The sequence below is a fragment of the Mesorhizobium neociceri genome (assembly GCF_013520985.1).
Lineage (GTDB): Bacteria > Pseudomonadota > Alphaproteobacteria > Rhizobiales > Rhizobiaceae > Mesorhizobium > Mesorhizobium neociceri.
In genome coordinates this window covers 784,200-807,954 of the sequence record NZ_JACDTY010000001.1, presented here as the reverse complement: position 1 = coordinate 807,954, position 23,755 = coordinate 784,200, and the positions used below count along the sequence as shown (strand labels likewise).

27 protein-coding genes and 1 pseudogene are annotated in these 23,755 nt (G+C 62.1%); 19 read left to right on the top strand and 9 right to left on the bottom strand.

Features of this window, described 5'->3' with window-relative positions; translation table 11 throughout:
- Positions 1–40 precede the first annotated feature (40 nt).
- From H0241_RS03760 to H0241_RS03725, 9 genes and pseudogenes are all read left to right on the top strand, one after another.
- On the top strand, positions 41–655 hold the full coding sequence (locus tag H0241_RS03760; RefSeq protein WP_181056053.1) for an alpha-ketoglutarate-dependent dioxygenase AlkB: 615 nt from the start codon (positions 41–43) through the stop codon (positions 653–655).
- 145 nt (positions 656–800) lie between these two features.
- Positions 801–1,253, top strand: a complete 453-nt coding sequence (locus H0241_RS03755; RefSeq protein ID WP_181056052.1) for a hypothetical protein — start codon at positions 801–803, stop codon at positions 1,251–1,253.
- Positions 1,254–1,346: 93 nt separating this feature from the next.
- Positions 1,347–1,442 (top strand): annotated as a pseudogene (locus H0241_RS36330) (SEC-C metal-binding domain-containing protein); the annotation flags it as partial.
- A complete protein-coding gene (locus H0241_RS03750; protein WP_235983909.1) occupies positions 1,443–2,957 on the top strand; it encodes a hypothetical protein in 1,515 nt (504 codons plus the stop codon).
- 505 nt (positions 2,958–3,462) lie between these two features.
- The gene (locus H0241_RS03745) at positions 3,463–3,750 is read left to right on the top strand and encodes a DUF6925 family protein (protein WP_407941712.1); all 288 of its coding nucleotides are present in this window, start codon (positions 3,463–3,465) and stop codon (positions 3,748–3,750) included.
- A 132-nt stretch (positions 3,751–3,882) separates the two neighbouring features.
- Complete coding sequence (locus H0241_RS03740) at positions 3,883–4,317, top strand: cupin domain-containing protein (RefSeq protein ID WP_181056049.1); 435 nt, start codon at positions 3,883–3,885, stop codon at positions 4,315–4,317.
- Between the two features lie 107 nt (positions 4,318–4,424).
- Positions 4,425–5,195, top strand: a complete 771-nt coding sequence (locus H0241_RS03735) for a copper homeostasis protein CutC (RefSeq protein WP_181056048.1) — start codon at positions 4,425–4,427, stop codon at positions 5,193–5,195.
- Complete coding sequence (locus H0241_RS03730) at positions 5,192–5,701, top strand: GNAT family N-acetyltransferase (protein ID WP_407941703.1); 510 nt, start codon at positions 5,192–5,194, stop codon at positions 5,699–5,701. Before H0241_RS03735 ends, H0241_RS03730 begins: the two co-directional genes overlap by 4 nt.
- Before the next feature lie 72 nt (positions 5,702–5,773).
- Positions 5,774–6,121, top strand: coding sequence for an SRPBCC family protein (locus H0241_RS03725; RefSeq protein ID WP_235983906.1), 348 nt, complete (start codon positions 5,774–5,776; stop codon positions 6,119–6,121).
- 203 nt (positions 6,122–6,324) lie between these two features.
- On the opposite strand, the gene H0241_RS03720 is transcribed toward H0241_RS03725, so the two are convergent.
- The gene (locus H0241_RS03720) at positions 6,325–6,591 is read right to left on the bottom strand and encodes a hypothetical protein (RefSeq protein WP_181056047.1); all 267 of its coding nucleotides are present in this window, start codon (positions 6,589–6,591) and stop codon (positions 6,325–6,327) included.
- A 301-nt stretch (positions 6,592–6,892) separates the two neighbouring features.
- Here H0241_RS03720 and H0241_RS03715 point away from each other — a divergent pair, with 301 nt between their 5' ends.
- Complete coding sequence (locus H0241_RS03715) at positions 6,893–7,132, top strand: hypothetical protein (protein ID WP_181056046.1); 240 nt, start codon at positions 6,893–6,895, stop codon at positions 7,130–7,132.
- A gap of 365 nt (positions 7,133–7,497) precedes the next feature.
- Here H0241_RS03715 and H0241_RS03710 read toward each other — a convergent pair whose 3' ends face one another.
- The 6 genes from H0241_RS03710 to H0241_RS03685 all read right to left on the bottom strand — a co-directional run bounded on the left by H0241_RS03710 (position 7,498) and on the right by H0241_RS03685 (position 13,540).
- On the bottom strand, positions 7,498–8,520 hold the full coding sequence (locus H0241_RS03710; protein WP_181056045.1) for an acyltransferase family protein: 1,023 nt from the start codon (positions 8,518–8,520) through the stop codon (positions 7,498–7,500).
- 288 nt (positions 8,521–8,808) lie between these two features.
- The gene (locus H0241_RS03705; RefSeq protein WP_181056044.1) at positions 8,809–9,606 is read right to left on the bottom strand and encodes an FAD binding domain-containing protein; all 798 of its coding nucleotides are present in this window, start codon (positions 9,604–9,606) and stop codon (positions 8,809–8,811) included.
- Between the two features lie 12 nt (positions 9,607–9,618).
- Positions 9,619–11,970 (bottom strand): xanthine dehydrogenase family protein molybdopterin-binding subunit, encoded by a 2,352-nt coding sequence (locus H0241_RS03700; protein ID WP_181056043.1) that lies wholly within the window; start codon positions 11,968–11,970, stop codon positions 9,619–9,621.
- 120 nt (positions 11,971–12,090) lie between these two features.
- A complete protein-coding gene (locus H0241_RS03695; protein ID WP_181056042.1) occupies positions 12,091–12,591 on the bottom strand; it encodes a (2Fe-2S)-binding protein in 501 nt (166 codons plus the stop codon).
- 231 nt (positions 12,592–12,822) lie between these two features.
- A complete protein-coding gene (locus tag H0241_RS03690) occupies positions 12,823–13,221 on the bottom strand; it encodes an HK97 gp10 family phage protein (RefSeq protein ID WP_181056041.1) in 399 nt (132 codons plus the stop codon).
- Entirely contained in the window at positions 13,196–13,540 is a 345-nt protein-coding gene (locus tag H0241_RS03685; protein ID WP_181056040.1) for a head-tail connector protein, read from the bottom strand. The genes H0241_RS03690 and H0241_RS03685 overlap by 26 nt, the downstream gene beginning before the upstream one ends.
- Positions 13,541–13,672: 132 nt before the next feature.
- On the opposite strand from H0241_RS03685, the gene H0241_RS03680 reads away from it, so the two are divergent.
- The 5 genes from H0241_RS03680 to H0241_RS03660 all read left to right on the top strand — a co-directional run bounded on the left by H0241_RS03680 (position 13,673) and on the right by H0241_RS03660 (position 17,914).
- Entirely contained in the window at positions 13,673–13,954 is a 282-nt protein-coding gene (locus H0241_RS03680; protein WP_181056039.1) for a hypothetical protein, read from the top strand.
- A 402-nt stretch (positions 13,955–14,356) separates the two neighbouring features.
- Complete coding sequence (locus tag H0241_RS36325; RefSeq protein ID WP_181056038.1) at positions 14,357–14,752, top strand: PadR family transcriptional regulator; 396 nt, start codon at positions 14,357–14,359, stop codon at positions 14,750–14,752.
- Positions 14,733–14,966 (top strand): hypothetical protein, encoded by a 234-nt coding sequence (locus H0241_RS03670; protein WP_181056175.1) that lies wholly within the window; start codon positions 14,733–14,735, stop codon positions 14,964–14,966. Before H0241_RS36325 ends, H0241_RS03670 begins: the two co-directional genes overlap by 20 nt.
- Before the next feature lie 415 nt (positions 14,967–15,381).
- Positions 15,382–16,566: an FIST signal transduction protein gene (locus H0241_RS03665; RefSeq protein ID WP_328824612.1), complete on the top strand. Its 1,185-nt coding sequence runs from the start codon at positions 15,382–15,384 to the stop codon at positions 16,564–16,566.
- Between the two features lie 4 nt (positions 16,567–16,570).
- Complete coding sequence (locus H0241_RS03660; RefSeq protein ID WP_181056037.1) at positions 16,571–17,914, top strand: ATP-binding response regulator; 1,344 nt, start codon at positions 16,571–16,573, stop codon at positions 17,912–17,914.
- 128 nt (positions 17,915–18,042) lie between these two features.
- Here H0241_RS03660 and H0241_RS03655 read toward each other — a convergent pair whose 3' ends face one another.
- Positions 18,043–18,726 (bottom strand): response regulator, encoded by a 684-nt coding sequence (locus tag H0241_RS03655; RefSeq protein ID WP_023672627.1) that lies wholly within the window; start codon positions 18,724–18,726, stop codon positions 18,043–18,045.
- A gap of 178 nt (positions 18,727–18,904) precedes the next feature.
- Between H0241_RS03655 and H0241_RS03650 the strand changes: the two genes are divergently transcribed.
- The 3 genes from H0241_RS03650 to H0241_RS03640 are packed head-to-tail and all read left to right on the top strand — an operon-like array spanning position 18,905 to position 21,335.
- Complete coding sequence (locus H0241_RS03650; protein ID WP_181056036.1) at positions 18,905–19,600, top strand: fumarylacetoacetate hydrolase family protein; 696 nt, start codon at positions 18,905–18,907, stop codon at positions 19,598–19,600.
- 7 nt (positions 19,601–19,607) lie between these two features.
- Entirely contained in the window at positions 19,608–20,258 is a 651-nt protein-coding gene (gene maiA, locus H0241_RS03645) for a maleylacetoacetate isomerase (RefSeq protein ID WP_181056035.1), read from the top strand.
- Between the two features lie 36 nt (positions 20,259–20,294).
- Positions 20,295–21,335 carry a zinc-dependent alcohol dehydrogenase family protein gene (locus tag H0241_RS03640; protein ID WP_181056034.1) on the top strand — a complete coding sequence of 347 codons (1,041 nt, stop codon included), beginning with the start codon at positions 20,295–20,297 and terminating at the stop codon, positions 21,333–21,335.
- A gap of 27 nt (positions 21,336–21,362) precedes the next feature.
- Here the strand turns inward: H0241_RS03640 and H0241_RS03635 are convergent, their stop codons facing one another.
- Positions 21,363–22,226, bottom strand: a complete 864-nt coding sequence (locus H0241_RS03635) for a DMT family transporter (protein WP_181056033.1) — start codon at positions 22,224–22,226, stop codon at positions 21,363–21,365.
- 106 nt (positions 22,227–22,332) lie between these two features.
- Between H0241_RS03635 and H0241_RS03630 the strand changes: the two genes are divergently transcribed.
- The gene (locus H0241_RS03630) at positions 22,333–23,751 is read left to right on the top strand and encodes an aminotransferase-like domain-containing protein (RefSeq protein WP_181056032.1); all 1,419 of its coding nucleotides are present in this window, start codon (positions 22,333–22,335) and stop codon (positions 23,749–23,751) included.
- Positions 23,752–23,755 lie beyond the last annotated feature (4 nt).

Genomic DNA, 23,755 nt, shown 5'->3' with positions numbered 1-23,755 from the left:
AATCTTGCTTGCGCGCAGAGGCTCCCTATCTCTGCGTCAGATGTCGCTGACAAAATCCAACACAGAAGCCCATGCCAGCCAGGGCGATCTCTTCGGCGCGGTGGCTGCGCTGCCGGAAGGGTTTTCCTACCGGCCGGGCCTGATCACAGCAGGTGAAGAGGCGGAACTGGTCCATCACCTCCAGGGACTGTCGTTCAAGCCCTTTGATTTCCACGGCCATCTTGCCAACCGGCAGGTGGCCGGCTTCGGCCTGCACTACGACTATGATCGGCGCCGGGTCGTCGAAGCGCCGCCCATCCCCGAATTCCTGCTGCCGCTTCGCGATAAGGTCGCGGACTTTGCCGGCCGCCCCGCCGCGGAGTTCGCGCAAGTGCTGATCAACGAGTACCGACCGGGCGCGGGCATAGGCTGGCATCGCGACAAGCCACATTTCGATCTTGTCGCCGGCGTCTCGCTGCTGGCGCCTTGCAGCTTCCGCCTGCGCCGCAAAAATGGTGCGAAATGGGATCGCGAGACGATCGAGGTCGAGCCAAGGTCCGTCTATCTCATGGACGGACCAGCGCGTCACCAGTGGGAGCACGGCATTCCGCCGGTCACCGGGCACCGCTATTCCATCACGCTGCGCACGCTGAAAGTAGAGGGCTTCAAGAGGTGACGATCCAGCAAGCGTCAGGTCGCGCGAGAAAATATGCCAAACGGTCGGCAAGGTGGGCCAATTCGCATCGACAATGTTATGCCTGACGCGAAGCCTGTTCACGTTACGGTTTCATCAGGAAGTTCATTGTTCGGGAGGGGTTCGAATGGCTTTGTTTGGCGAACTCAAGAGATATCGGGACGAACGCGACGCGCTTATTCAGCATCGGCACAACCGGGACAGCCTTCTGGAGAGACTCAACGAGACCACTGCTGGGCTTAAGCGGAACTCACAAGAATACCAGATCGCCGTAGGCGACTACTTTGCCACGATCGACATTGTCGACGCAGAGATTGCTGAGATAGAAACAGCGCAGACGCTTAGGCGCGCTGGTCAATGGCGTATCCTGACGCCGCAACGGCCCTACAAGGAGGACGAAGACAACGACTTCTGGGAATGGCATGGTGTCCACGGTCGGTACTATCTCACCGAGGAAGCGATGCGGAGGGTCAGGCGAGAAGTCTATGAAGAGCGCGAGATGCGGATGAAGCCATGGCTAACATGGTTGGCTGTTTTGATCAGCGTCATCAGCTTGGCGATTTCAGTGCTCAAATCATAGGACGCCTGCCTCCCTTGACGAACATAGCGAGACGGGTAGGGGTAAGGCACAAGCTGGGACACCAGCTATAGATGCGTGTGCTAAAATACGCTTATGAGTAAAGGGACATCGAGTCGATTTCTCCCGATCAGCAGAAATGCGCCCTGCCCCTGTAATAGCGGTCGGCGCTACAAACATTGTCATGGCCGTTTGAACACCACGCCGGCAACGGACGAAGCTTTCGAGCGACGGCTTCGCGAGCTGATGCAGTTACACGAAGCCGAGGAAATGGTGCGGAAACGCCAGCAAGGCCACGGTCGGCCAATGGTGACGTCTCTTTATGACGGTAGGCGTGTAGTAGTCGTCGGCAAACGTATGGTCCATTCGGCGAAGTGGCAGTTCGTATCCGATTTTATGATCGACAACATGAAGCACGTATTCGGCCATGACTGGGGTGCAGCAGCCTCCCGCAGCACGCCGGACCATACCCTCTTCCGGTGGCTCCGAAAACTTCAGGAAGCACGAAAGGATGTCGGCGGTGGCGTCGCACTGCCTGCCAAGGGACATCTTTCCGCACTAAATCGTCTCGCTTACGCGCTCTACCTGATAGAGCACAACGACAAGCCGCTTAAAAGCCTGATCAAGAGGCTTCGACATCCGAACGATTTTGACCCTGCTCTTTACGAAGCAATCGTTGCATCCGCGTTCGCATTGGCAGGCGCGAAAATCGACGGTGCTGAAGACGCCAAAGGAAATCAGCCCAAGCCGGAATTTTTCGCTACATTTCCGGACGGGAGAACGTATGCCGTCGAAGCAAAACGAAAGCGCAGTTGGAAAGCCTCATTCGATCTCGATAGTGAGGCATTTGTCGCAGAACTGAATGGATGGTTGCGCGACAAGCTGCATGGCGCGTCCAAGAAGAATCTCGACAAGCCTGTCTACTGGTTTGAACTGGGAATTGGTGACGAAGCCACTGTAGAACAGCTTGAGCGCCTTCGTGTTTTGGTCACCAGCGCGGTGAGAGATGCCGAGGCTATCACGGTCAAGGGCGACCCTCCTCGCGCCGCGTACGTGTTCGTCACGAACAACAGGGATCTCGTGAACGATGATGCATCAAACCTGATGTTCTTCGGGTTGCTAATGGGCTTCGCCATGGACGACTTTCGCGAGGCTACTCTTGAGATAGAAACCGCAATGGAACTGCACGACAAGCATCGGCCAATTCGATGGGTGCATGATTGTCTAGCGCTGGTGCAGCGGGTGCCCAATAATTTCGAAGGGGTGCCCGACGAGTTGCTGGACGAGCGCGGCAAGCCAATTGAAACACTGCGGATTGGTGGCTTGTTCGCCTACCCTAGACGGGATGGAAGCGAGGGCTTTGGGACGATCGAGGAAGTCACATCCTTCGACAGTGACGCATATGCAATCATTGCCGACGAAGAGACCAAAGATCGGGTGATGGTCAAAGTCCCACTGACCGAACAAGAAGCAGCGGCTGCGAAAAAGCTTGGAAATGCTATCTTTGGCAAGCCGGAATCGCCGAACGAACCCATCACCGATCCGCTAAGATTTTACGATCGAATGCTCGAAATCTATGCGAACTATCCTCGCGAGTCGCTTTTAAATCAGGTCAAGAACCATGCGAGATTTGCTGAACTCGAGAAACTAGATACCGAAGCCCTACGAGTTCGCGTGGCACGAGAAGTAACCAAGATGCTGCGCTAGACCTCGAACAGGTCAGAGGGGCTGATACCGATCTCACCGACGATGCCCGGCGTGTTACTCCTGCTCCGACCTCGCTGTCAGTAGGCCCACATCGTCATCAGATCGGACGGTAATGGCTCCATCAGGCCGCGAGGATCCGACTGCGGCCCAAGCCAGCGCATGTAGTCGGGCGGTGCGGGATGACCGGCACGCGGTCGTCAAGAGAATGATACGGCGGGAAGTGCCTAGTACACACTCTACCGTGACGCAGCAGGCTCATCGGCCTGAGGGGGAGCTATTGAGTGCGATGCCGACAGGCAGCCATTCCATCATGGTCGTAGGGGCGGTGTTTGCCGCCCTCGCCTTGAGACGGACCAGCGCGCCACGAATGGGAGCACAGCATTCCGCCGGTCGCCGGGCACCGCTATTCCATCACGCTACGCACGCTGAAAGGCGGGGACTTCAAAAGGTGACGATCTAGCAAGCGTCAGCCGCCGAATCCCACCGGCGGAGTGAGAGGCGGCGTCTGCACCGCGACTTCCAGGCCTTGCCGGAAAGTTACGGCAACCCCGAAATCGTCGCCGTGAAGCAGCATGTGCTGGACGAGGTTGCCTGCGGCGATGGACCGGAGCGTTTCGACATGCCCGCCAACCGGTTTGCCCGCGCCGCCGTCAGGCTGGCGCTGCGCCAGCAGGCGCATGTCGCCACGCACGATCGCAACGACAGGCTCGGCGCCGTCATCGCCGCCTGGCAGGCCGTGCATGAGCAGACCGCCCAGCAGGATGTGGAAGACGACGACGCGCCGGGGCACTAGCCTGACGCCCCTTGTCGCGCAATCATGATGGACGATGGAACGGGCGGATGACGTTATGCCTCGGTAATTGAACTTGGCCCCATTGGCGCGGATGCCTGCCGCGGGACGGTGGCGGCAAAACCTGGAGGACCCATGCGAAAGATTCTGGCATCGACGCTGCTGTTCGCGGTCGCGCTATCTGCAAACCCTGCTGCGGCACTGGACAGTTCCAGCCCACCGGTGGTCGTGACGCCGCTTGCCGATCGTACCCAGACGGCTTCCGGCCAGCCGATCATGCTGCCGCAGAAAAATGTCCAGGTGCTGGTTTCGACCTACGACATCGCCGTCGGCGCCACCTTGCCGGTGCACAAGCATCCGTTTGCCCGCTATGCCTATGTCGAGGCCGGGACGCTCAAAGTGACGAATGTCGAGACCGGCAACAGCAACACATACAAGACTGGCGACTTCATCGTCGAGATGATCGGCCAGTGGCACCAGGCCACCAATGTCGGCGACGGTCCGGTCAAGCTGCTGGTCATCGACCAGGTCGAACAGGGCGCCAAGAACACCATCCTGCAGAAACAATAGATCTCTCGCGACGGATCTAAGCTGCGTTGCCGGCTGGCCCAAGCAGCGATTGGCTGTTCCCGCTTCCCCGGCAATCGAGCCGATGCTAGGGCTGGCCGTCTGCAACCATGAAGGATCGCCCTTTGGCCGGAAATGCTCGCCCCCTGATCGAAATCTGCGTCGAAGGCATCGACGGATTGCTGGCCGCGCAAGCCGCCGGCGCCGATCGGGTCGAGCTCTGCGCCAGCCTCGTCGAAGGCGGCATCACGCCGAGCCTCGGCACGGTGCGCGCCGCACTCGAGAGCGCGACCATTCCCTTCCACGTCATCGTGCGGCCGCGCGGCGGCGATTTCCTCTACAGCGAGGCCGAATACCGCTCTATGCTCGCCGATGTCGCAGCGCTGCGCGATCTCGGCGTCGCCGGTGTCGTTGTCGGCTGCCTCAATGCCGACGGCACCATGGACGAAACCCACATGGGCGCACTGGTCGAGGCGGCCGGTCCGCTCAACGTCACCTGCCACCGCGCCTTCGACATGACGCGCGACCCGGCCGAGGCGCTGGAAGCGCTGATCCGCTGCAAGGTCGGTCGCGTGCTGACCAGCGGCCAGAGGGATACCGCGGTGGAAGGCGCCGGCCTATTGGCGGATCTCGTCCGCCAGGGTGGCCACCGCATCATCATCCTCGGCTGCGGCGCGCTCGATCCCGAAAACATCGCCGGCGTGCTGGCAGCCACCGGGCTGACGGAAATGCATTTCGCCGCGCTCAAGGACGTGCCGAGCACCATGACCTACCGCAATCCACAAGTCGGCATGGGCGGCACCGATCTCGACCGCGAGTACCGCACCACGGTCACCGACGGCGCGCTGGTGGCAGCGACGATCGCGGCTGCCAGAGCATGATGCGCAAAGCCATGACTGCGCCCTCGCCGATCAGCCGCGTCTCGGCACCCGATGAAGCCGCCATCCTCGCGCTCAACAACGAGCACGCCGCCGAGCTGTCATGGCTTGAGCCGGAACGGCTGTCCTTCCTGCTCGGCGAAGCGTTTTATGCACGTCGCATCGGCGCGCTCGAAGCCTTTATCATGACCTTCGACCAGGATGCATGCTACGACAGCCCAAATTTCCTCTGGTTCCGCGAGCGCTACACCAGCTTCGTCTATGTCGACCGTGTCGTCGTTGCCGCAGAAGCGCGCGGCCGCGGCCATGCCCGCCGGCTCTATGAGGACCTGTTCGTGAAAGTCGCCCACGCGGGCCACAGCATCGTCACCTGCGAGGTCAATGCCGAACCGCCCAATCCGGCCTCGGACGCCTTCCACGCCGCGCTCGGCTTCACCGAGGTCGGCGACGCCGTGATCCACGGCGGCAAGAAAGCGGTGCGCTACTACCTCAGGCAGATCGCCGGCTGACGTGGGCGCCACTGGCGCCATAAAGAAGCCAAGGCTAGTGTAATCGCTCTCCGCCAGTTGGGGCGAAACACCATGCCAAGCAACGTCTTCCGCTTCGATGAGAGCTGGGACATCCCTGAAGCGACACCGCAACAGGTGTGGGATGTGCTCTCCGACGCCGAATTGCTGCCGCTTTGGTGGGGCGACGTCTACAAGGAGGTCGTGCCGCTCGACAAGAGAGGCAAGGGCGTCGTCGGCTCGCGCGCCAAAGCTCGGGCGCGCGGCGCCCTGCCCTATGAGTTGAGCTTCATCGTCGAGGCCGCCGAACTCGAGCCCGGCCGCCTGGTCGTGGTCAAAACCTTTGGCGATTTCGACGGCCTATGGCGGGCGGAATTGTCGCCCTCATGTAACGCGCAAGATCGGATGGCATCTGCCGGCTAAGGCTGGGAAAAGGTGATAATCGGCGGGATCAGCCGCCAGAAGCCCGGAAAACAAGGCGTTCAGCGGTAGACGGCGGTCGGGATAGCCAGAAGGCCAGAAATCTGGCCGCGCAACTTCACTTGGCATCAGAAACGGGCAGCGGCGCCGGCCGCGCAAGATCGAATGGCAGCGGCGAACACATTAAACTATGTGTTCCAGGTCCCTCAGGAGCCCAGAAGGTCGACCAGCTCGGCCTGGCTGAGATACTGGTTGTTGCGGCAGTCGGTCAGAATAAGCTCATAGGTGCCCAGCCCTTCCGACAATGGCAGCGGTGAGCCGGCGCGGATGGCGCGGGCGCGCGTTACAGCCTCTGCGCAAGCCGCTTTGGCCTCGACCAGGTCTACTCCTGGACGGATGCCGCCCGTGGCGGCCTGGTAGGCGCCGAGCGTCACTAGTCCCAGCGCGATGATCACAATGACCTTCTTTTCCATGCGCGTTCTGCCCTCAAACCGGACCTATCCCGTTGCCCGGAACTCTGACCATGCGTCAGAGTTCGGCCCGGCGAGTGTTGTACCGCCAAAACCGCTTATATTTCAAGCGTATGGGGAGGGCTCGTCGAACGGGAGGGTCGAGACAAAGGACGAAGCTGTCTTTGCCGTCGAACGCGCCTATACCAGGATCGTGGTTAAGGCCGATTATCCGAAGTGAGGGCATCCCGATTTGGCTCTAGGGTGAACTCGACAGACGTTTGTTTCGGTGGTTTGCTGCCCTCTCACACCTAGGGAGAGGCGAATGGAATTCGATTCGGGCGCACTGACTGCTGGCGCGCAGGCTGCGAAGCTGGGCTTCGACACGGTGAGGTCCCTCTTAGGCCTGCTCAAGGACGCCAAGGAGGCGTTGCCGAAGGGACCCAAGGCTGATGCAGTCGGTCTCGCCATTGAACAATCTGAGAAGCATTTTGCCATTGCGGAAGCACATTGGCCAAAGGGCTCGGCTACGAGCTCTGCAAATGTGAATTCCCGCCGACCATAATGCTTACGGTCGGCAATAAATTCGCCAGGGGAGATCGTGGCCCTGTTTATGAGTGTCCGAAGTGCCACTACAACACAGCGGCGCCATATGACTTTCATCGCATTCGGGACATTTAACGCTCCCTATTTGGTGCCAAATGAAGTTGCGCGGAGGTGCCAAACGATTTTGCGCGCTACACGGCACCCCACGTAGATCTTGTCTGGCAGGTGACGGTCGAGAGGCCGATCCTCAAACTCCTGGCGCCGCTGCTGCGCCCGGCCTTTGCTTGGAACCATCGCTGGCCACCCCGCGCGGCGAAGCCGGCCTGCGCCGCTATCTCGCGGCGCAGAAGAAGTCGGCCTGATGCCGCCTCGGCGCCGCAGAACTCACCAATTGCGGTTCAGCCAGGCCCGCGCCGGCTTCTCGACCAGATAGTAGCTGCACAATGCGCAGGCGAAGACTGCCGCCAGCATCGGGATCGGCGCGCTGCCCTGCTCGGCGACGAATTTGTAGAAGGGCTGCTGCCAGAGATAGAGCGAGTACGACCACAGGCCGATCATCACCATCGGCCTCGACGACAGCAGGCCGCTCAAATGCCAGCTGCTGGTATCCAGCGTATTGACGGCAAGGGCCAGCAACGGCACCGCGAAGAGATAGTGGATCGGCGTAGGCACCGGATCGAGGAACAGGAGGATAGCCGCGGCCGCCGACACCAGGCTGACATAGGGCCCTTTCAGCAGGGACGGCAGCCGGTCATCATGCTTGAGCAAGCAGATAGAAGCCGACAGCAGGATCGAGGCGATATGCACGTCGGTGCGCCAATAGCTGTGCTCATAGTCCATGCCGTACACCCAGTATGAAATGGCGCCGTTGGCCATCGCGAGCAGCGACAGCGTCACCAGCAGCCGCACGACATTGCCCCGCCCGGTCACCACCACGCTGATCAGCGCCAGGATGATGTAGGCATGCTCTTCCACGCACAGCGACCAGATATGGTCGAGCGCGCCGGCGCGATTAATGAGAATGCCGGCGTAGTTGTAGGTGAAGGTCAGCGCCGTCAGCGCTGCCTTCCATTTGAAGGCGATGAAGGTTCCGGAAAGACCGACCATGGCTGCGATGACGAACACCAGCAGCGCCGGGTAGATGCGCGAGAAGCGGCGCTTGAAGAACTTTTTCAATGGAAAACGTTCGATGAACAGGATCTCGCCCATCAGTCGGCCGCTGAGCACGAAGAAAAACTCGACGCCGAGCACGCCGAGATTGATCCCGGGAACGGGGAAAAAATGCCCGATCAGCACCAGAGCGATCGACAGCCCGCGCCAGCCGTCGAGATAGGCCAATCTTGCTCTGGCTGCTTTGTCGGTGACGGATCTGGACGGCACGACATGCGTCGCGGAGATGTCGGTCATCCCGGCTCCCTTCGCATTGAAATCTACGAAAAGGGTCGCAGGCCGCTTGCAACGCCCCGAACCCAGCTCGCGCTGGTCACCAGCATATTGCAGTGCAATATCGCTTTGTGCAAGTGCGAGAATGGCGCCGGGGCAGTCCCTGGGAAGTATGCGTCTGTTCTTGCACGGGAATTACCGGAAGCGACGGATACGCGCGCGGCGGCGCACTGGGAAGAACTGGGCAGGTACAGCCACCTTCCACGAAAAAGGGGCCGCAAGGGCCCCTTTCCTTGTCAGTAGTTGACAGTGTCAGGCATTGGCCGCGGCCACAGCGCGTTTTGCCATCACTGCGATCAGGTTGGCGCGGTATTCGGCCGAGGCGTGGAGGTCGGTCATCAAGGTCTTCGCCGGCACTTTTACGCCGTCGAGCGCCGATGCGGCAAAGTTCTTGGCCAGTGCGGCCTCGATCTCCTTCGAGCGGAACACACCATCATCACCGGCGCCGGTGACGGCAACGCTGACCCCGTCCTTGCCCTTGGCCACGAACACGCCGACGATCGCATACCGCGAGGCCGGATTGCGGAATTTTTCGTAAGCCGCCTTGGCCGGCGCGGTAAAACTCACGGCGATGATGATCTCGCCATCCTTCAGCGCCGTCTCGAACAGGCCGGTGAAGAATTTGGCCGCCGCAATCTCGCGCTTGTTGGTGATGATGGTGGCGCCGAGCGCCAGCAGTGCTGCCGGATAGTCGGCGGCCGGATCGTTGTTGGCGACCGAGCCGCCGATCGTGCCCTTGTGGCGCACCGCCGGATCGCCGATCAGCGACGCCAGATGCGCAAGTGCCGGACAGGCCTTCTTCAGCTTCTCGTCATTGGCAACGTCGTAATGCGTGGTCGCGGCGCCGATGGTGACGGTTTTGCCCGACACCTTGACGCCTTGCAGCTCCTTGATCCGCGACAGGTCGACCAGGTCGGAGGGGGCTGCAAGCCGTGTCTTCATCGCCGGGATCAGCGTCATGCCGCCCGACAAAAGCTTGGCGTCGCCGCTTTTCACCAGCTTGGCGGCGTCAGCGACCGAGGCGGCGCGGTGGTAATTGACCGAATACATCTTCGTTCCTCCTCAGTGCTTCTTCGTCGCGCGGATCGCCGCCCAGACCGTGGATGGCGAGGCCGGCATGGCGATGTCGGTAATCCCCAAAGCGTCGGTGATGGCGTTGATGACCGCGGGCGGCGAACCGATGGCGCCGGCTTCGCCGCAGCCCTTGATGCCGAGCGGATTGCTCGGACACGGCGTGTTCGAGGTCGAGACCTTGAACGACGGCAGGTCGTCGGCGCGCGGCATGGTGTAGTCCATGTAGCTCGCCGTCAGCAGTTGCCCGCTGGCGTCGTAGTGGGCGCCTTCCAGCAGCGCCTGGCCAATGCCCTGGGCGATACCCCCATGCACCTGGCCCTCGACGATCATCGGATTGATGATGTTGCCGAAATCGTCCGCCGCGACGAACTGGACGATGTCGGTCGTGCCGGTTTCCGGATCGATCTCGACCTCGCAGATGTAGCAGCCTGCCGGGAAAGTGAAGTTCGCCGGGTCGTAGAAGGCGGTTTCCTTCAAGCCGGGCTCCATGCCGGCCGGCAGATTGTGCGCGGTGTAGGCGGCAAGCGCCACCTGGAACCAGGGCAGGCTCTTGTCAGTACCGGCGACCTTGACCTCGCCATTCTCGATGACGATGTCGCCCTCATCGGCCTCGAGCAAATGGGCGGCGATCTTCTTGGCCTTGGCCTCGACCTTGTCGAGTGCCTTGGCGATGGCCGACATGCCGACGGCGCCTGAGCGCGAGCCGTAGGTGCCCATGCCCATCTGCACCTTGTCGGTGTCGCCATGGACGATCGAGACCGAGTCCAGTGGCACGCCGAAGCGCTGGGTGACCAATTGCGCGAAGGTCGTCTCATGGCCCTGGCCATGGCTGTGCGAGCCGGTCAGAACTTCGATCGTGCCGACGGCATTGACCCGCACTTCGGCCGATTCCCACAGGCCGACGCCGGCGCCGAGCGAGCCGACCGCCGCCGACGGCGCGATACCGCAGGCCTCGATATAGCAGCTCATGCCGATGCCGCGCAGCTTGCCTTGCTTGGCGGCGGCGGCCTTGCGTTTGGCAAAGCCGGCATAGTCGGACGCCTTTGTCGCTGCATCCAGCGAAGCGCCGTAGTCACCGGCGTCATAATTCATGATCACCGGCGTCTGATGCGGGAAGCTGGTGATGAAGTTGGTGCGCCGAAGCTCCGCCGGCGACACGCCGAGTTCGCGCGCCGCAGTCTCCATTGTACGTTCGAGCAGATAGGTCGCTTCCGGCCGCCCTGCCCCGCGATAGGCGTCGACCGGTGCAGTGTTGGTGTAGACGGTGCGCACATTGGCGTGGATCGTCGGAATATTGTACTGGCCCGACAGCAGCGTCGCATAGAGATAGGTCGGCACGCAGGACGAGAACAGCGACATATAGGCGCCGAGATTGGCGATGGTGTCGACCTTGAAGCCGGTGATCTTGTTGTTCTTGTCGAACGCCATTTCGACCGTCGAGACATGGTCGCGGCCATGCGCGTCGGTGAGAAAGCTTTCGGTGCGGTCGGCGACCCATTTGACCGGCACGCCGGTCTTCTTCGATGCCCACAGGCAGACGATCTCTTCGGGATAGATGTAGATCTTCGAGCCGAAGCCGCCGCCGACATCGGGCGCAATGACGCGCAGCTTGTTTTCCGGCGCGACATTGTAGAAGGCGCTCATCACCAGCCGCGCGACATGCGGGTTCTGCGAGGTCGTCCAGCAGGTAAAGTGGTCTTCGGCCTTGTCGTAATGGCCAAGCGCCGCGCGCGGCTCCATGGCGTTGGGAACCAGCCGGTTGTTGACGATCTTCATGCGCGTGACGTGGGCCGCCGCCTTGATCGCGGCATCGGTCGTCTTGGCGTCGCCGATCTCCCAGTCGAAGATCAGATTGTCGTCGGCCTCGGCATGGACCTGCGGCGCGCCTTTTTGCAGCGCCTTGGTCGCATCGACCACCGCCTTCAATTCCTTGTAGGTGATCTCGACGGCTTCCGCCGCGTCGCGCGCCTGGCCCTTGGTTTCGGCCACGACGATGGCGATGGCGTCGCCGACATAGCGCACCTTGTCGACGGCGAGCGGCGACCAGCCGCCCATCTTCATCGGCGAACCGTCCTTGGAATGGATCATCCAGCCGCAGATCAGGTTGCCGATGCCATCGGCCTTGAGTTCCTTGCCGGTGAGCACACCAATGACGCCAGGCATGGCCTGCGCCTTTTTGACGTCAATCTTCTTGATCTGCGCATGCGCGTGCGGGCTGCGCACGAAAGCGGCATGCTTCATGCCGGGAACCACCATATCGTCGACATAACGGCCGGCGCCGGTGATGAACCTTTTGTCTTCCTTGCGCACGACCCGAGCGCCGATGCCTTCAATGCCCATAAGAAATTCCTCCGGAATTTAGGGAGTAGTCAGTAGGGATTAGGCAGTAGGGGAAAGGGGCTCTCGGATCCGCGTGGGCCGCTTGCCCTACTCCCTATTGCCTACTCCCTACTGCCTTGTTCACGCTGCCTGTTTCACCTTGCCCTTCGACACCTTCGCCATCGTCTTCGATGCGGCGAGGATCGCCTTGACGATGTTGTGGTAGCCGGTACAGCGGCAGATGTTGCCTTCGAGCTCGGCGCGAACCGTCGCCTCGTCGAGGCCTTCGGGATGGCGGGCGATCATGTCGGTCGCCGTCATGATCATGCCCGGCGTGCAGAAGCCGCATTGCAGCCCGTGATGCTCCTTGAACGCCGCCTGCACCGGATGCAGGTCGGCGCCGTTGGCGAGCCCCTCGATCGTCACCACGGTCGATCCGGAGGCCTGCACGGCCAGCATCGAACAGGACTTCACCGCCCTGCCGTCGACATGGACGACACAGGCGCCGCATTGCGAGGTGTCGCAGCCGACATGCGTTCCGGTGAGACCAAGATTTTCGCGTAGGAAATGAACCAGAAGCGTTCGGTCCTCGACAGCGCCGCTGACCCGTTTTCCGTTCACGACAAACGAAACGTCCGACATGCATCCTCCCTGGGTAGAACCTCGGTAATCATGCTGCCGATGCGGCGTTGGCGCTCGGCCACGCGCTATTCGTACACCGCACAACGCGCAAAAAACACACGGGTGCTCCTTGTACTTTCGGACATGGAGAAAACGAAAATCATGGGCAACTCGTGGTCGGCAATCTTTCGCTGCTCGACCAGCACGCCAAGCACTTTGCGCCATTCCTTGGCCGCACGCGGCGGCATGTCCTTAGGTGCGGGAGGCACCTTCGACAGTGCGCCGTCCAAGGCCGTTACAGTCGCATTCCGCCCACGCATTATTTACCCCACGTTTTCTTGATTGACTTGGAAATTGCTCGATCAATTCGGCCGCGAATGCGCTTTCGGAGCGATCGTTCAGACACCCAAAGAACGGGTTGGCTGGCATCTTCCGAGTGCCGTATTCCTGGTACAAGGCCGCATCATTGTCGGTGAAAACGGTCCGCGACAAAGGCCGCGGGCCGGGCTCAGATCTTATGCTGGCTTGCAATTCACCGGTCTCGTCGGGCGCGAGGTAACGCATTCTCGCGACCAGTTCGTCGGCGCCCCGGTCGATTGCGGGCTGGATTGCTGCCTTGGCGGCTTTAGGGATGGCGTCGAGCGCCTTCATGAGGCGCGCAAGGTCTTGGTTCGCTGCCATCAGAACGTGTAGTTCCGCCGCTCGCGAACAATGTCCCAATGCCGAGAGGAAGTACGCCGGGAACGTCGCCCGAGGTTGCCTCGCGGTTCTCGTACCAGTTGGCCGCCAGCTGCATCACAGCCTGCACCAGGTCGGTCGGCACAACCTCGAATTCTTCCTCTATCGTGTAGCCCAGTAACTGCTCGAGGTGGGCCTGAGCTCCGTCAATCTGGGCCTGGATCTGCGCATCGTCGTCGTTGAAATCGACGCGCATGTGCGCCTTCTGGTCGTCAAGCGAGACGATGGCCATCAGTTCAAATTCCTATTTAGCGATTATTGCGAATTGTTGGGCGCGGGTGGTCTAGGAGCGAGGGCGGAAAGTCGCTTTCCTGCCCCCCGTGGGCTATTATTGGCTTGCGTCCGACAGATTCTGGAGGGGGAAATGGCTGAACGATTTCATGAAAACGAGATTGCCTACCGCGGATACATGGTGATGGCTGATATCTATCAACGAGGGCTAACCTCGATGATTTCAGAGGTGATAGCCTTTGCACTAATGATCTACCTCATATCGACATACTCACGTATATCGGCGATCGCACTTTCGGCCTGCCTCATCGCTTACGTGACTTGGAAGGATAACAAGCAAGTAAACAAGATGCTCGAGACTATGGCCAAGATGGAAGAGCTATACCCTGCCGCCCAAAAACACCCTCGCTCTTGATGTTCTTCCTGCTGTTGCAGCCACGCGCATAGGGCTGCCAGTTCAATCTATCCCAGAACAGAGCCATGCCGCCTTTCGGCGCGATCTTGTGGTCGACCATGTCGGCTTACCTGCCGCAGCCGCACGCGCACAGCGGGGCACCTAGCGCCGCCAAATAGGCCCTCGACTCCTTCTGCCACTTCGTACCGTAGCCGCGGCTAGGGCGCTGCCCCGCGCCTTGCCGTTTGCTACTTGGCGCGCTTTTGCATTGCGTACCTGGCACGCGCACTTGGTGCCTTTCGGCACGCTGAAGCCGCAGGGACAAATCCTGTTCATTCCGCAGCCCTTGTTTTCTTCACCTTCGTGTTATATAAATACGGTGTGGAGAAACCACACCCTCCGCCCGACACGGCGGAGTCAACAATGGAGAAAAGGAGAAGACACCACCATGGCGAAGAGCCCTTTATTTCGGCCAACAGTCTTAGCGTGGAGCTAGGACCTTTCGAACTGAGGCTGTTGGCCTCAATCAACCGACTGAGAGATGTTGCATGGGGGTCCAAACTCCAAGCCGAACTCTCGAGGTCTCTCGGAAGAGACGTAGCTGTAGGCCAGCTTTACCTGGCGCTCTCAAAGCTGGAGCGCAAAGGATTCATCTCCTCCGAGATCGTAGATCCAGAGCCCGTACGTGGCGGCCGCTCGAAGAAAGTGTTTCGACTGGAAACACCGGGTGCGAGGGCTCTGGAGAGAACGGTCGCTTTTTTAGACGCATCTGGTGTTCTCCTTCCAACGGAGATTCACCATGGCGAGAGTGCCATCTAAGATTGTCCGCTTTCTCGTCTGGTGCACAGCGGATAGCGGAAACAGGAATGATATAGTCAACACCTTGGACGAGCGCTTCGGTGAGCTATATGACGAATTTGGACCAGCCTATGCGCATTTCTGGAGTTTCAGCCAAGCGCTGAGGTCTCTGCCTTACGGCCTGATCGTCAACATTCTTCAGATAGCCGTTACGATCTGGGCTATCGGCAACTAGATCAAAGGCAAGGGAGTCTCATCTCCCTTGCCTTTGCCATTTCTGACGACAGCGCAAAGCATGCCGTCCGCAGTATCCGCAAGGGCACCACCCCTCGCTTGCCTTAGCTAGAATCGCAAGGAAGGTCGTTTGGCGGGCCAATCCTAGCCTTTCGCCGGCGCAGGCCACGTCCGTAAAGTTGGTGCCGTCATCGGACTCCTGCAGCTTCGGTGTGAAGTTGCCAGATCCGGCGATTGCGTCGATATAGATGACAATGCTCGCCGAGTTGTAGTCAAGCAGGTCAATTGCGGTCGACGTGTTCGTAGTTCGTCCGCCCATTGCCAAAGCCCGGATTGAAGGCAACAATACCACCGACGCTGGCGCTCCAAAGGACATAAAAACAAAAAACAGGCGCGCACAAAAATGCGTCGGAGGAATACGGAGAAAGCTGCTGGCCAGTTCGCGGACGAGCTATGCATCCGGCCTGTCGGCACTCACCACCGACGAGCCCGACCCCGATGCATTCGCCCGGGCGGTCGCCACTGAGGCCGCTGCCATCGACGCCGGCTTTGCGCTGCTGTTCTTCTCGCAGAGCCTGGTCGATGCCGCCGCTTTGTCGCAGGCGCTGAAGGCCCACGCACCGGCGCTGGCCTACGCCGCCTGCTCGACCGCCGGCGAGATCACCCCGCAGGGCCTGGAGGACGGTCACGTACTGGCCCTGCTCTTTCCCTCCGCGTCGTTTTCGGCGGTCAGCACCATGGTCGACAATCTCTCCTCGTCGGGCATGGACAGGATCACCGACGAGGTCGAGGCCTTGCGGCGATTGCTGCGCGGACGCACCGGCAGTTGCCACACCAAAAGCACCTTCGCGCTCTGCTTCATCGACGGCCTGTCCTTTGCCGAGGAAGCAGTGACCTCGGCCATCCATTGGGGGCTGGACGACATCCCGCTGCTCGGCGGTTCGGCGGGCGATGATCTGAAATTCGAAACCACCAGGCTGATCTCGAACGGCAAGGTGGCTTCCGACAGCGCCATCATCGTGCTGATATCGACCGAGATTCCCTTCCACGTCTTCAAGACCGACAATTTCGTTCCCACCGACGAGAAGCTGGTGGTAACGGCATCCGATCCCGACCACCGCACCGTGCGCGAGTTCAACGCCACCAATGCAGCTGAGGAATATGCAGCCTCGGTCGGCATCGTTGCGCAGAACCTGACGCCAATGAGCTTCGCTTCGCATCCGGTGGTGGTGAAGGTGGGCGGCGAATATTACTGCCGCTCGATCCAGAAGATGCATCCCGACGGCTCGCTGTCGTTCTTCTGCGCCATAGACGATGGCGTCGTGCTGTCGATCGCGCAGCCGAAAGACATGGTGGAATCGACCCGCGCCGCACTGCGCGACGTCGAGGAGCGGCTCGGCGGCATCGACATGATCCTCGGCTTCGATTGCGTGCTGCGCAGGCTCGATGCCCGCAACCGCCAGGTGTTCCGCGACATTTCGGAGCTTTACCGGGTCAACAACGTCATCGGCTTCGGCACCTATGGCGAGCAGTACCGCTCGATGCATCTCAACCAGACTTTCACCGGCATCGCTTTTGGCGACCGACAGGCAGCGGAATAGGCCCATGCCGCTGAGGGATATCGACGACATCGACAGGCTGAAGAAGATCAACGCCGCCCTGGTCAGCCGCGTCGAGCGCTCGATGGACCAGCAGGGCAACGCCTTCTCGCTGTTCCAGACCGCGATTTCTCTGGAAAACCGGGTGCGCATCCGCACCGAGGAACTGCATTCGACCCTGCGCCGGCTGGAACAGTCGAACATCGACCTCAGCGCCGCGAAGGAAAACGCCGAGCTGGCGAACCTGTCCAAGACCAGGTTCCTGGCCGCCGCCAGCCATGACGTGCTGCAGCCGCTGAACGCCGCCCACCTCTCCGTCTCGGCGCTGGCCGAAGTGCAGACCAGCGACGAGGGTAAAAAACTCGTCCGCCAGGTCGAGCGCTCGCTGGAGACCATGGAAGACCTGTTGCGCACGCTGCTCGACATTTCCAAGCTCGACGCCGGTGTGGTCCAGCCCGACATTGGCGACGTCAATTTGGAGACGCTGTTTTCCTCGCTGCGCTCGGATTTCCTGCCGGTGGCCGAGACGAAGGGCCTGGCGCTGAAGTTCCGCCCGGTCAGCGCGGTGGTGCGTTCGGACCGCACGCTGTTGCGCCGCATCCTGCAAAACATCCTGTCCAATGCGCTGCGCTACACCCGCTCCGGCGGCGTGCTGGTCGGCACCAGGCACCGCGGCGACACCATCCGCATCGATGTCGCCGACACCGGCTGCGGCATTCCCGAAGACCAGCGCGAGGCGGTGTTCGAGGAATTCCATCGCGGCGCCGCCATTCCGGCCGATACCGGGATCTCCGGCGGCGGGCTGGGGCTGGGCCTTGCCATCGTGCGGCGCATGGCCGCCGCGCTCGGCCATCCCGTGACGTTCTCCTCGAAGGTCGGGCGCGGGACCATCTTCCACATCGATGTGCCGGTCGGCATCGGCGCCAGCGCCGACGCCATCGCCAGCCTTGCCGAGATGGAGCGCCCGCGCGGCTATGGCCTGTTCGGCACCAAGGTGCTGCTGGTCGAAAACGACGCCGACGTCCTGCAGGCGATGACCTTCCTGCTCGAGCGCTGGCAATGCCTGGTGCGCGCCGCGACCTCGACCGAGGATGCAATCAGCCTGCTCGGCGACACCGACTGGGTTCCCGACATCGTCATTGCCGACCAGCATCTCGACGACGGCGACCTCGGCACCGCCACCATCGCCGAAGTCCGCGACTATCTCGGCCGTGCCGTGCCGGCGCTGATCGTCACCGCCGACAGTTCAGAAGCGGTGGTGAGAGCCGCCCGCGCCGCCGGCATCGAGCTGATGCGCAAGCCGCTGAAACCAGCGCAATTAAGGGCGCTGCTGGCGCATTTGTTGGCTTAGGCTCCATACCCTCCCCTCGATGGGGAGGGTCGGTGAGCAGCGCCGGGGTGGGGTGGACTTAGCCAGGCATCCCCACCCCGCTCCGCTTCGCGGATCGACCCTCCCGCGCGGGGAGGGTAAGCAAAGCCTCAAAACCCCGCCTGATCCCTGAATAGCTCCGCATTGTCGAGCTTAGACACCTCGATCACCGCTTGCGTGCGGCTGTAGACGTTGAGCTTGCGCAGGATTTCCGAGACATGCGCCTTGACCGTGGTCTCGCCGACCTGCAGCTCATAGGCGATCTGTTTGTTGAGCAGCCCCTGGCGCAGCATCTGCAGCACCCGCAGCTGCTGCGGCGTCAGTTTCGCCAGCCTCTGCACCATATCGGCGCGGTCGGCGCTATCGGCGTCGGGCGGCTGCCCCTCATAGGTCTCCGGCACATAGATGGCGCCCTCCATCACCGAGCGGATGGCGGCGGCGAGATCGCTCTTGCGGGCCGATTTCGGGATGAAGCCGGCAGCACCATAGGACAGCGCCTCGGAGATGATCTTCGGCTCCTCATAGCCCGAGACGACGACCACCGGCAGCCGCGGATGGCGGGTCCTGAGCTGCAGCAGCCCGTCAAAGCCATGGACATCGGGCATGTTGAGATCGAGCAGCGCCAGATCGAACGGTTTTATTCCACCCAGAAGATCGAGCGCTTCGGCGATCGAGCGCGCTTCCACCGTGTCGACTTCGGGATAGGCCATCTGCACCGCACTGTGCAGCGCTTCGCGAAACAGCGGGTGGTCGTCGATGATCAGGAATCGGGCGCGATCGTTGATTGCGGTCATGGGGTTCGTTTCAGTCCTCCCTGGGCACGATACTCCCGCTGGTATGGCCAGCTTATTGGCAAATAGTCTATCGCCATCTTAAGCCGGAGGCCGAGCCGGCGCTTTTGCGAACGCTCATGCCTTGCCCGGCGGTTCAAATCGGTCAAATGTGCCGGCAGCTGAAGCAGAAAGACCGCGCATGACAGAGTTCGTCCTTCCCCTGCCCGCAACCCCGTCGGTCGCCATAGAAGGTTCGCCGGACCGTTTTGCGGTGCGCCGCATCTTCTGCGTCGGCCGCAACTACGCCGCCCACGCCCGCGAACTCGGCAATGACGAGCGCGACCCGCCCTTCTTCTTCACCAAGCCGGCCGATGCGGTGGTCGATAGCGGCAGCACGATCCCCTACCCGCCGCTGACCAAGAACCTGCATCACGAGATCGAGCTGGTCGCGGCCATCGGCAAGGCCGGCTTCCGCATTCCACGCGCAGAGGCGCTCGACCATGTCTGGGGTTACGGCGTCGGCATCGACCTCACCCGCCGCGACCTGCAGGACGAGGCCAAGAAGGCGGCACGGCCTTGGGACTGGTCGAAGGCCTTCGACCGTTCGGCGCCCTGCGGCCCGCTGGTGCCGGCGGTACAATCCGGCCACCCGCAACAGGGCCGCATCTGGCTCGCCGTCGACGGCACGGTGAAACAGGATGGCGATCTTGCCGAGCTGATCTGGCCTATCGCCGATATCGTTTCGATCTGCAGCGAGTCGGTTGCCCTACAACCGGGCGACCTGATCTTCACCGGCACGCCGGCCGGCGTCGGCGCGGTCGCCTCGGGGCAGACGATAACCGGCGGCGTCGACGGCATCGGCACGATCGAACTGACCGTCGGTCAACCCAGTTGAGGACGTGATGAGCGATCTCGTCCTCCACAATTACTACCGCTCGTCCACCTCCTACCGCGCACGCATCGCGCTGGAGATGAAGGGGCTGACGTACGAGTACGTGCCGCATCATCTGCGCCATGGCGAGCATCTGGAGCCGGCCTATCTCTCAGTCAATCCGCAGGGGCTGGTGCCGGCGTTGATCCTCAGCGACGGCACGCTTTTGACGCAGTCGCTGGCGATCATCGAATATCTCGACGAGACCAATCCCGAACCGCCGCTGCTGCCGAAGGACGCGCTCGGCCGCGCCCGCGTGCGAATGCTGGCGCAGATGATCGCCTGCGACATCCATCCGGTGAACAATCTGCGCGTGCTGACCTCGCTGCGCACTCTGTTCGGCGCCGGCGACCAGGATGTCGTCAACTGGTTCCGCCACTGGGTGAACGAAGGCTTTCAGCCGCTTGAAAAGATTCTGGCTTCATCTGATGAGACCGGCACCTTCTGCCATGGTGATGCACCGGGCCTCGCCGACATCTGCCTGGTCGCCCAGATCGCCAGCAACGCCCGCTTCGGCGTCGACCTGACGCCCTACCCCGAGATATCGCGTATCCACGCCACCTGCATGGCGTTGCCGGCCTTCCAGAAGGCGGCGCCGGAGAATCAGATAGATGCGGAATAGGCGCACACTGCCGGAGCAGAGCATGGAGACTTGCCGATGAAAGCCGTCGTCTTCGAAAAATTCGGCGAGGCGCCGACGATCCAGACCGTGCCGGATCCGAAACCGGCCGCCGATGGTGTCGTCATCAAGGTCGAGGCGACAGGGCTCTGCCGCAGCGACTGGCATGGCTGGATGGGACATGATGACGGCATCACGCTGCCGCATGTGCCGGGTCACGAGCTGGCCGGCATCGTCGTCGCCGCCGGCAAGCAGGTCACCCGCTGGAAGGCCGGCGAACGCGTCACCGTGCCGTTCTGCGTCGGCTGCGGCCGCTGTTTCGAATGCACCTCCGGCAACCACCAGGTCTGCGAGCACCAGACGCAGCCGGGCTTCACCGCCTGGGGCTCGTTTGCCGAATATGTCGCCATCGAGCATGCCGACACCAATCTCGTGCGCCTGCCCGACGAGATGGAATTCGCCACCGCCGCCAGCCTCGGCTGCCGCTTCGTGACCTCGTTTCGCGCCATCGTCGACCAGGGCCGGGTGAAGCCCGGTGAATGGGTGGCGGTGCATGGCTGCGGCGGCGTCGGCCTGTCGGCGATCATGATCGCCAGCTCCATGGGCGCCAATGTCATCGCCATCGACCTCACCGACGAGAAACTGGAGTTCGCCAAAAAGATCGGGGCGGTGGCGACCATCAACGCCTCGACGACGCCGAACGTGGTCAAAGCGGTCAAGCAGATCACCAATGGCGGCGTGCACATGTCGATGGACGCGCTCGGCCACCCCACCACATCGTTCAACTCGATCGCCAATTTGCGCCGGCGCGGCCGCCACGTGCAGGTCGGCCTGATGCTGGGCGAACATGCCCGCCCGCAAGTGCCGATGGACAAGGTGATTGCCTTCGAGCTCGAAATCCTCGGCAGCCATGGCATGCAGGCCTACCGCTACCCCGCGATGATGGAGATGATCCGCACCGGCAAGCTGAAACCCGAGCTTCTGGTCGGCAAGAAGATCAGCCTCGACGAAGCGCCCGCGGCCTTGATGGCGATGGGCGGTTTTGAAGGCATCGGCATCGGGGTTGTAACGAAGTTTTAGGGACGGAGCCGTCCTCCGCCACCCGAACTACCGCGCAAACTTCTTCGCACCGAACACGCAGGCCACCACGCCGAGCGTGACCACAACCATCAGCGGGCTGACCTGCTCGTGCAGCAGCGTCGCCGCCAGTGCCAGGCCGAAGAAGGGCTGCAGCAACTGCAACTGCCCGACCGCGGCGATGCCGCCTTGCGCCAGGCCGCGATACCAGAAGACGAAGCCGATCAGCATGCTGAACAGCGAAACGTAGGCGAGACCCGCCCAGGCGCCGGGGCCGACGGCGGCAAAGGATGGCGGCAGGGTCGCGAAGGTCAGCACCAGCATGATCGGCAGCGAGATCGCCAGCGCCCAGCAGATCACCTGCCAGCCACCGAGCCTGCGCGACAGCGCCGCGCCTTCTGCATAGCCCAGCCCGCAGACGATGATGGCGGCCAGCATCAGACCGTCGCCGACCGGCGACGCCGTCACGCCTTGCATCAGGGCAAAGCCCGCGACCAGTGCGCTGCCGATGCAGGAGAACAGCCAGAAGGCGGGGCGCGGACGCTCGCCACCGCGCAGCACACCGAAGATCGCGGTGGCCAGCGGCAGCAGGCCGACGAAGATGATGGAATGGGCGGAGGTGACGTGCTTGAGCGCCAGGGCGGTCAACAAGGGAAAGCCGACAACCACGCCAAGGGCAACGATCACCAGCGACAGAAAATCGCTGCGCTCCGGGCGCTTCTGCCGGAACAGGACAAGCATCGCCAGACCGAGCAGTCCGGCAATCGCCGCGCGGGCCGAGGTCAGGAATGTCGGATCGAAATCGGCCACCGCCACACGCGTCGCCGGCAGCGAGCCGCTGAAGATCAGCACGCCGACGAATCCGTTCACCCAGCCGCTCGCGGTCTTGTCCATTCCAGGCTCCATTGCTTGCGCTCTCTATCGGGCACGCGCCTATGGTGCAGCCAGAGACAATGCGGTACAATTCGATCAAACTGTAATGGCTTATCGAGCAGTACGGATGACCGAACTCGTTTTGAAAACCGACAGCGCACACACTCTTGTCGCGACCACGCTGGTCGAAACTGTCATGGCGACCATCCGCCAGAGGATTGCCGCACGCAGCCTGACGCCGGGGGCGCGACTGCCTTCGATCCGCGCCTTTGCCAAGGCCATGCAGGTGTCCAAATCCACCGTGGTCGAGGCCTATGAGCGGCTCGCCGCCGAAGGCGCGATCCGGTCTCGGCCTGGCTCGGGCTTCTATGCCGCCGGCTCGCTGGCGCCGCTATCGCTGGCGGAGATCGGCCCGCGGCTCGACCGCGCCATCGATCCGCTGTGGGTGTCGCGCCAGTCGCTGGAGGCCAGCGGCGAGATGCTCAAACCCGGCTGCGGCTGGATGCCGGCCTCGTGGATGCCGCAGTCGGCGTTGCGCCGCGCGCTGCGCACCGTGGCGCGCGCCGACGATGTCGACCTCGCCGATTACGGCACGCCGCTCGGCCTGCCGCCGCTGCGGCAATTGCTGGCGCGGCGGATGGAAGGGCACGGCATCGAAGTTTCACCCGAACAGATCATGCTGACGGAATCCGGCACGCAGGCCATCGATCTCCTGTGCCGGTTCCTCATCGAACCCGGCCATACCGTGCTGGTGGACGATCCCTGCTATTTCAATTTTCACGCGCTGCTGCGCGCCCACCGCTCCAAGGTGGTCAGCGTGCCTTACACGCCATCGGGGCCAGACATCGAGCTGTTCGCGCAGGCGTTGGCGGAACACAAGCCGCGCCTCTACATCACCAATTCCGCCATTCACAACCCGACCGGCGCGATCCTGTCGCCGGTCACCGCGCACCGGCTGCTGAAACTCGCCGACCAGTCGGGCCTGACCATAATCGAGGACGACATCTTTGCCGATTTCGAACATACGCCCGCGCCCCGGCTGGCGGCATTCGATGGCCTCAACCGCGTCGTCCACATCGGCAGCTTCTCCAAGACGCTGTCGGCCTCGGTGCGCTGCGGCTTCATCGCCGCGCCCCGCGACTGGATCGACCAGCTCACCGACCTCAAGATCGCCACCACCTTCGGCGGCGGCCGGCTGGCGGCCGAACTGGTGCTGGCGCTGCTCAAGGACGGCAGCTACCGCAAGCACATGGATCTGCTGCGGGCGCGGCTTTCCCGCGCCATGGGCGAGACGAGCGCGCGCCTGAAAGCAATCGGCATCAGGCCCTGGATCGACCAGCCCGCCGGCCTGTTCCTGTGGTGCAGTCTGCCGAACGGTGTGGATGCGGCCGAAATCGCCCGCCGCGCGCTGGCCGACAACATCGTGCTGGCACCCGGCAACGCATTCAGCCTGTCGGGAACCGCCAGCCGCTTCCTGCGCTTCAACGTTGCCCAGTGCCAAGACGAGCGGATTTTCAGGGTGCTTGAGACGGCAATGGCGCGCTGATCGC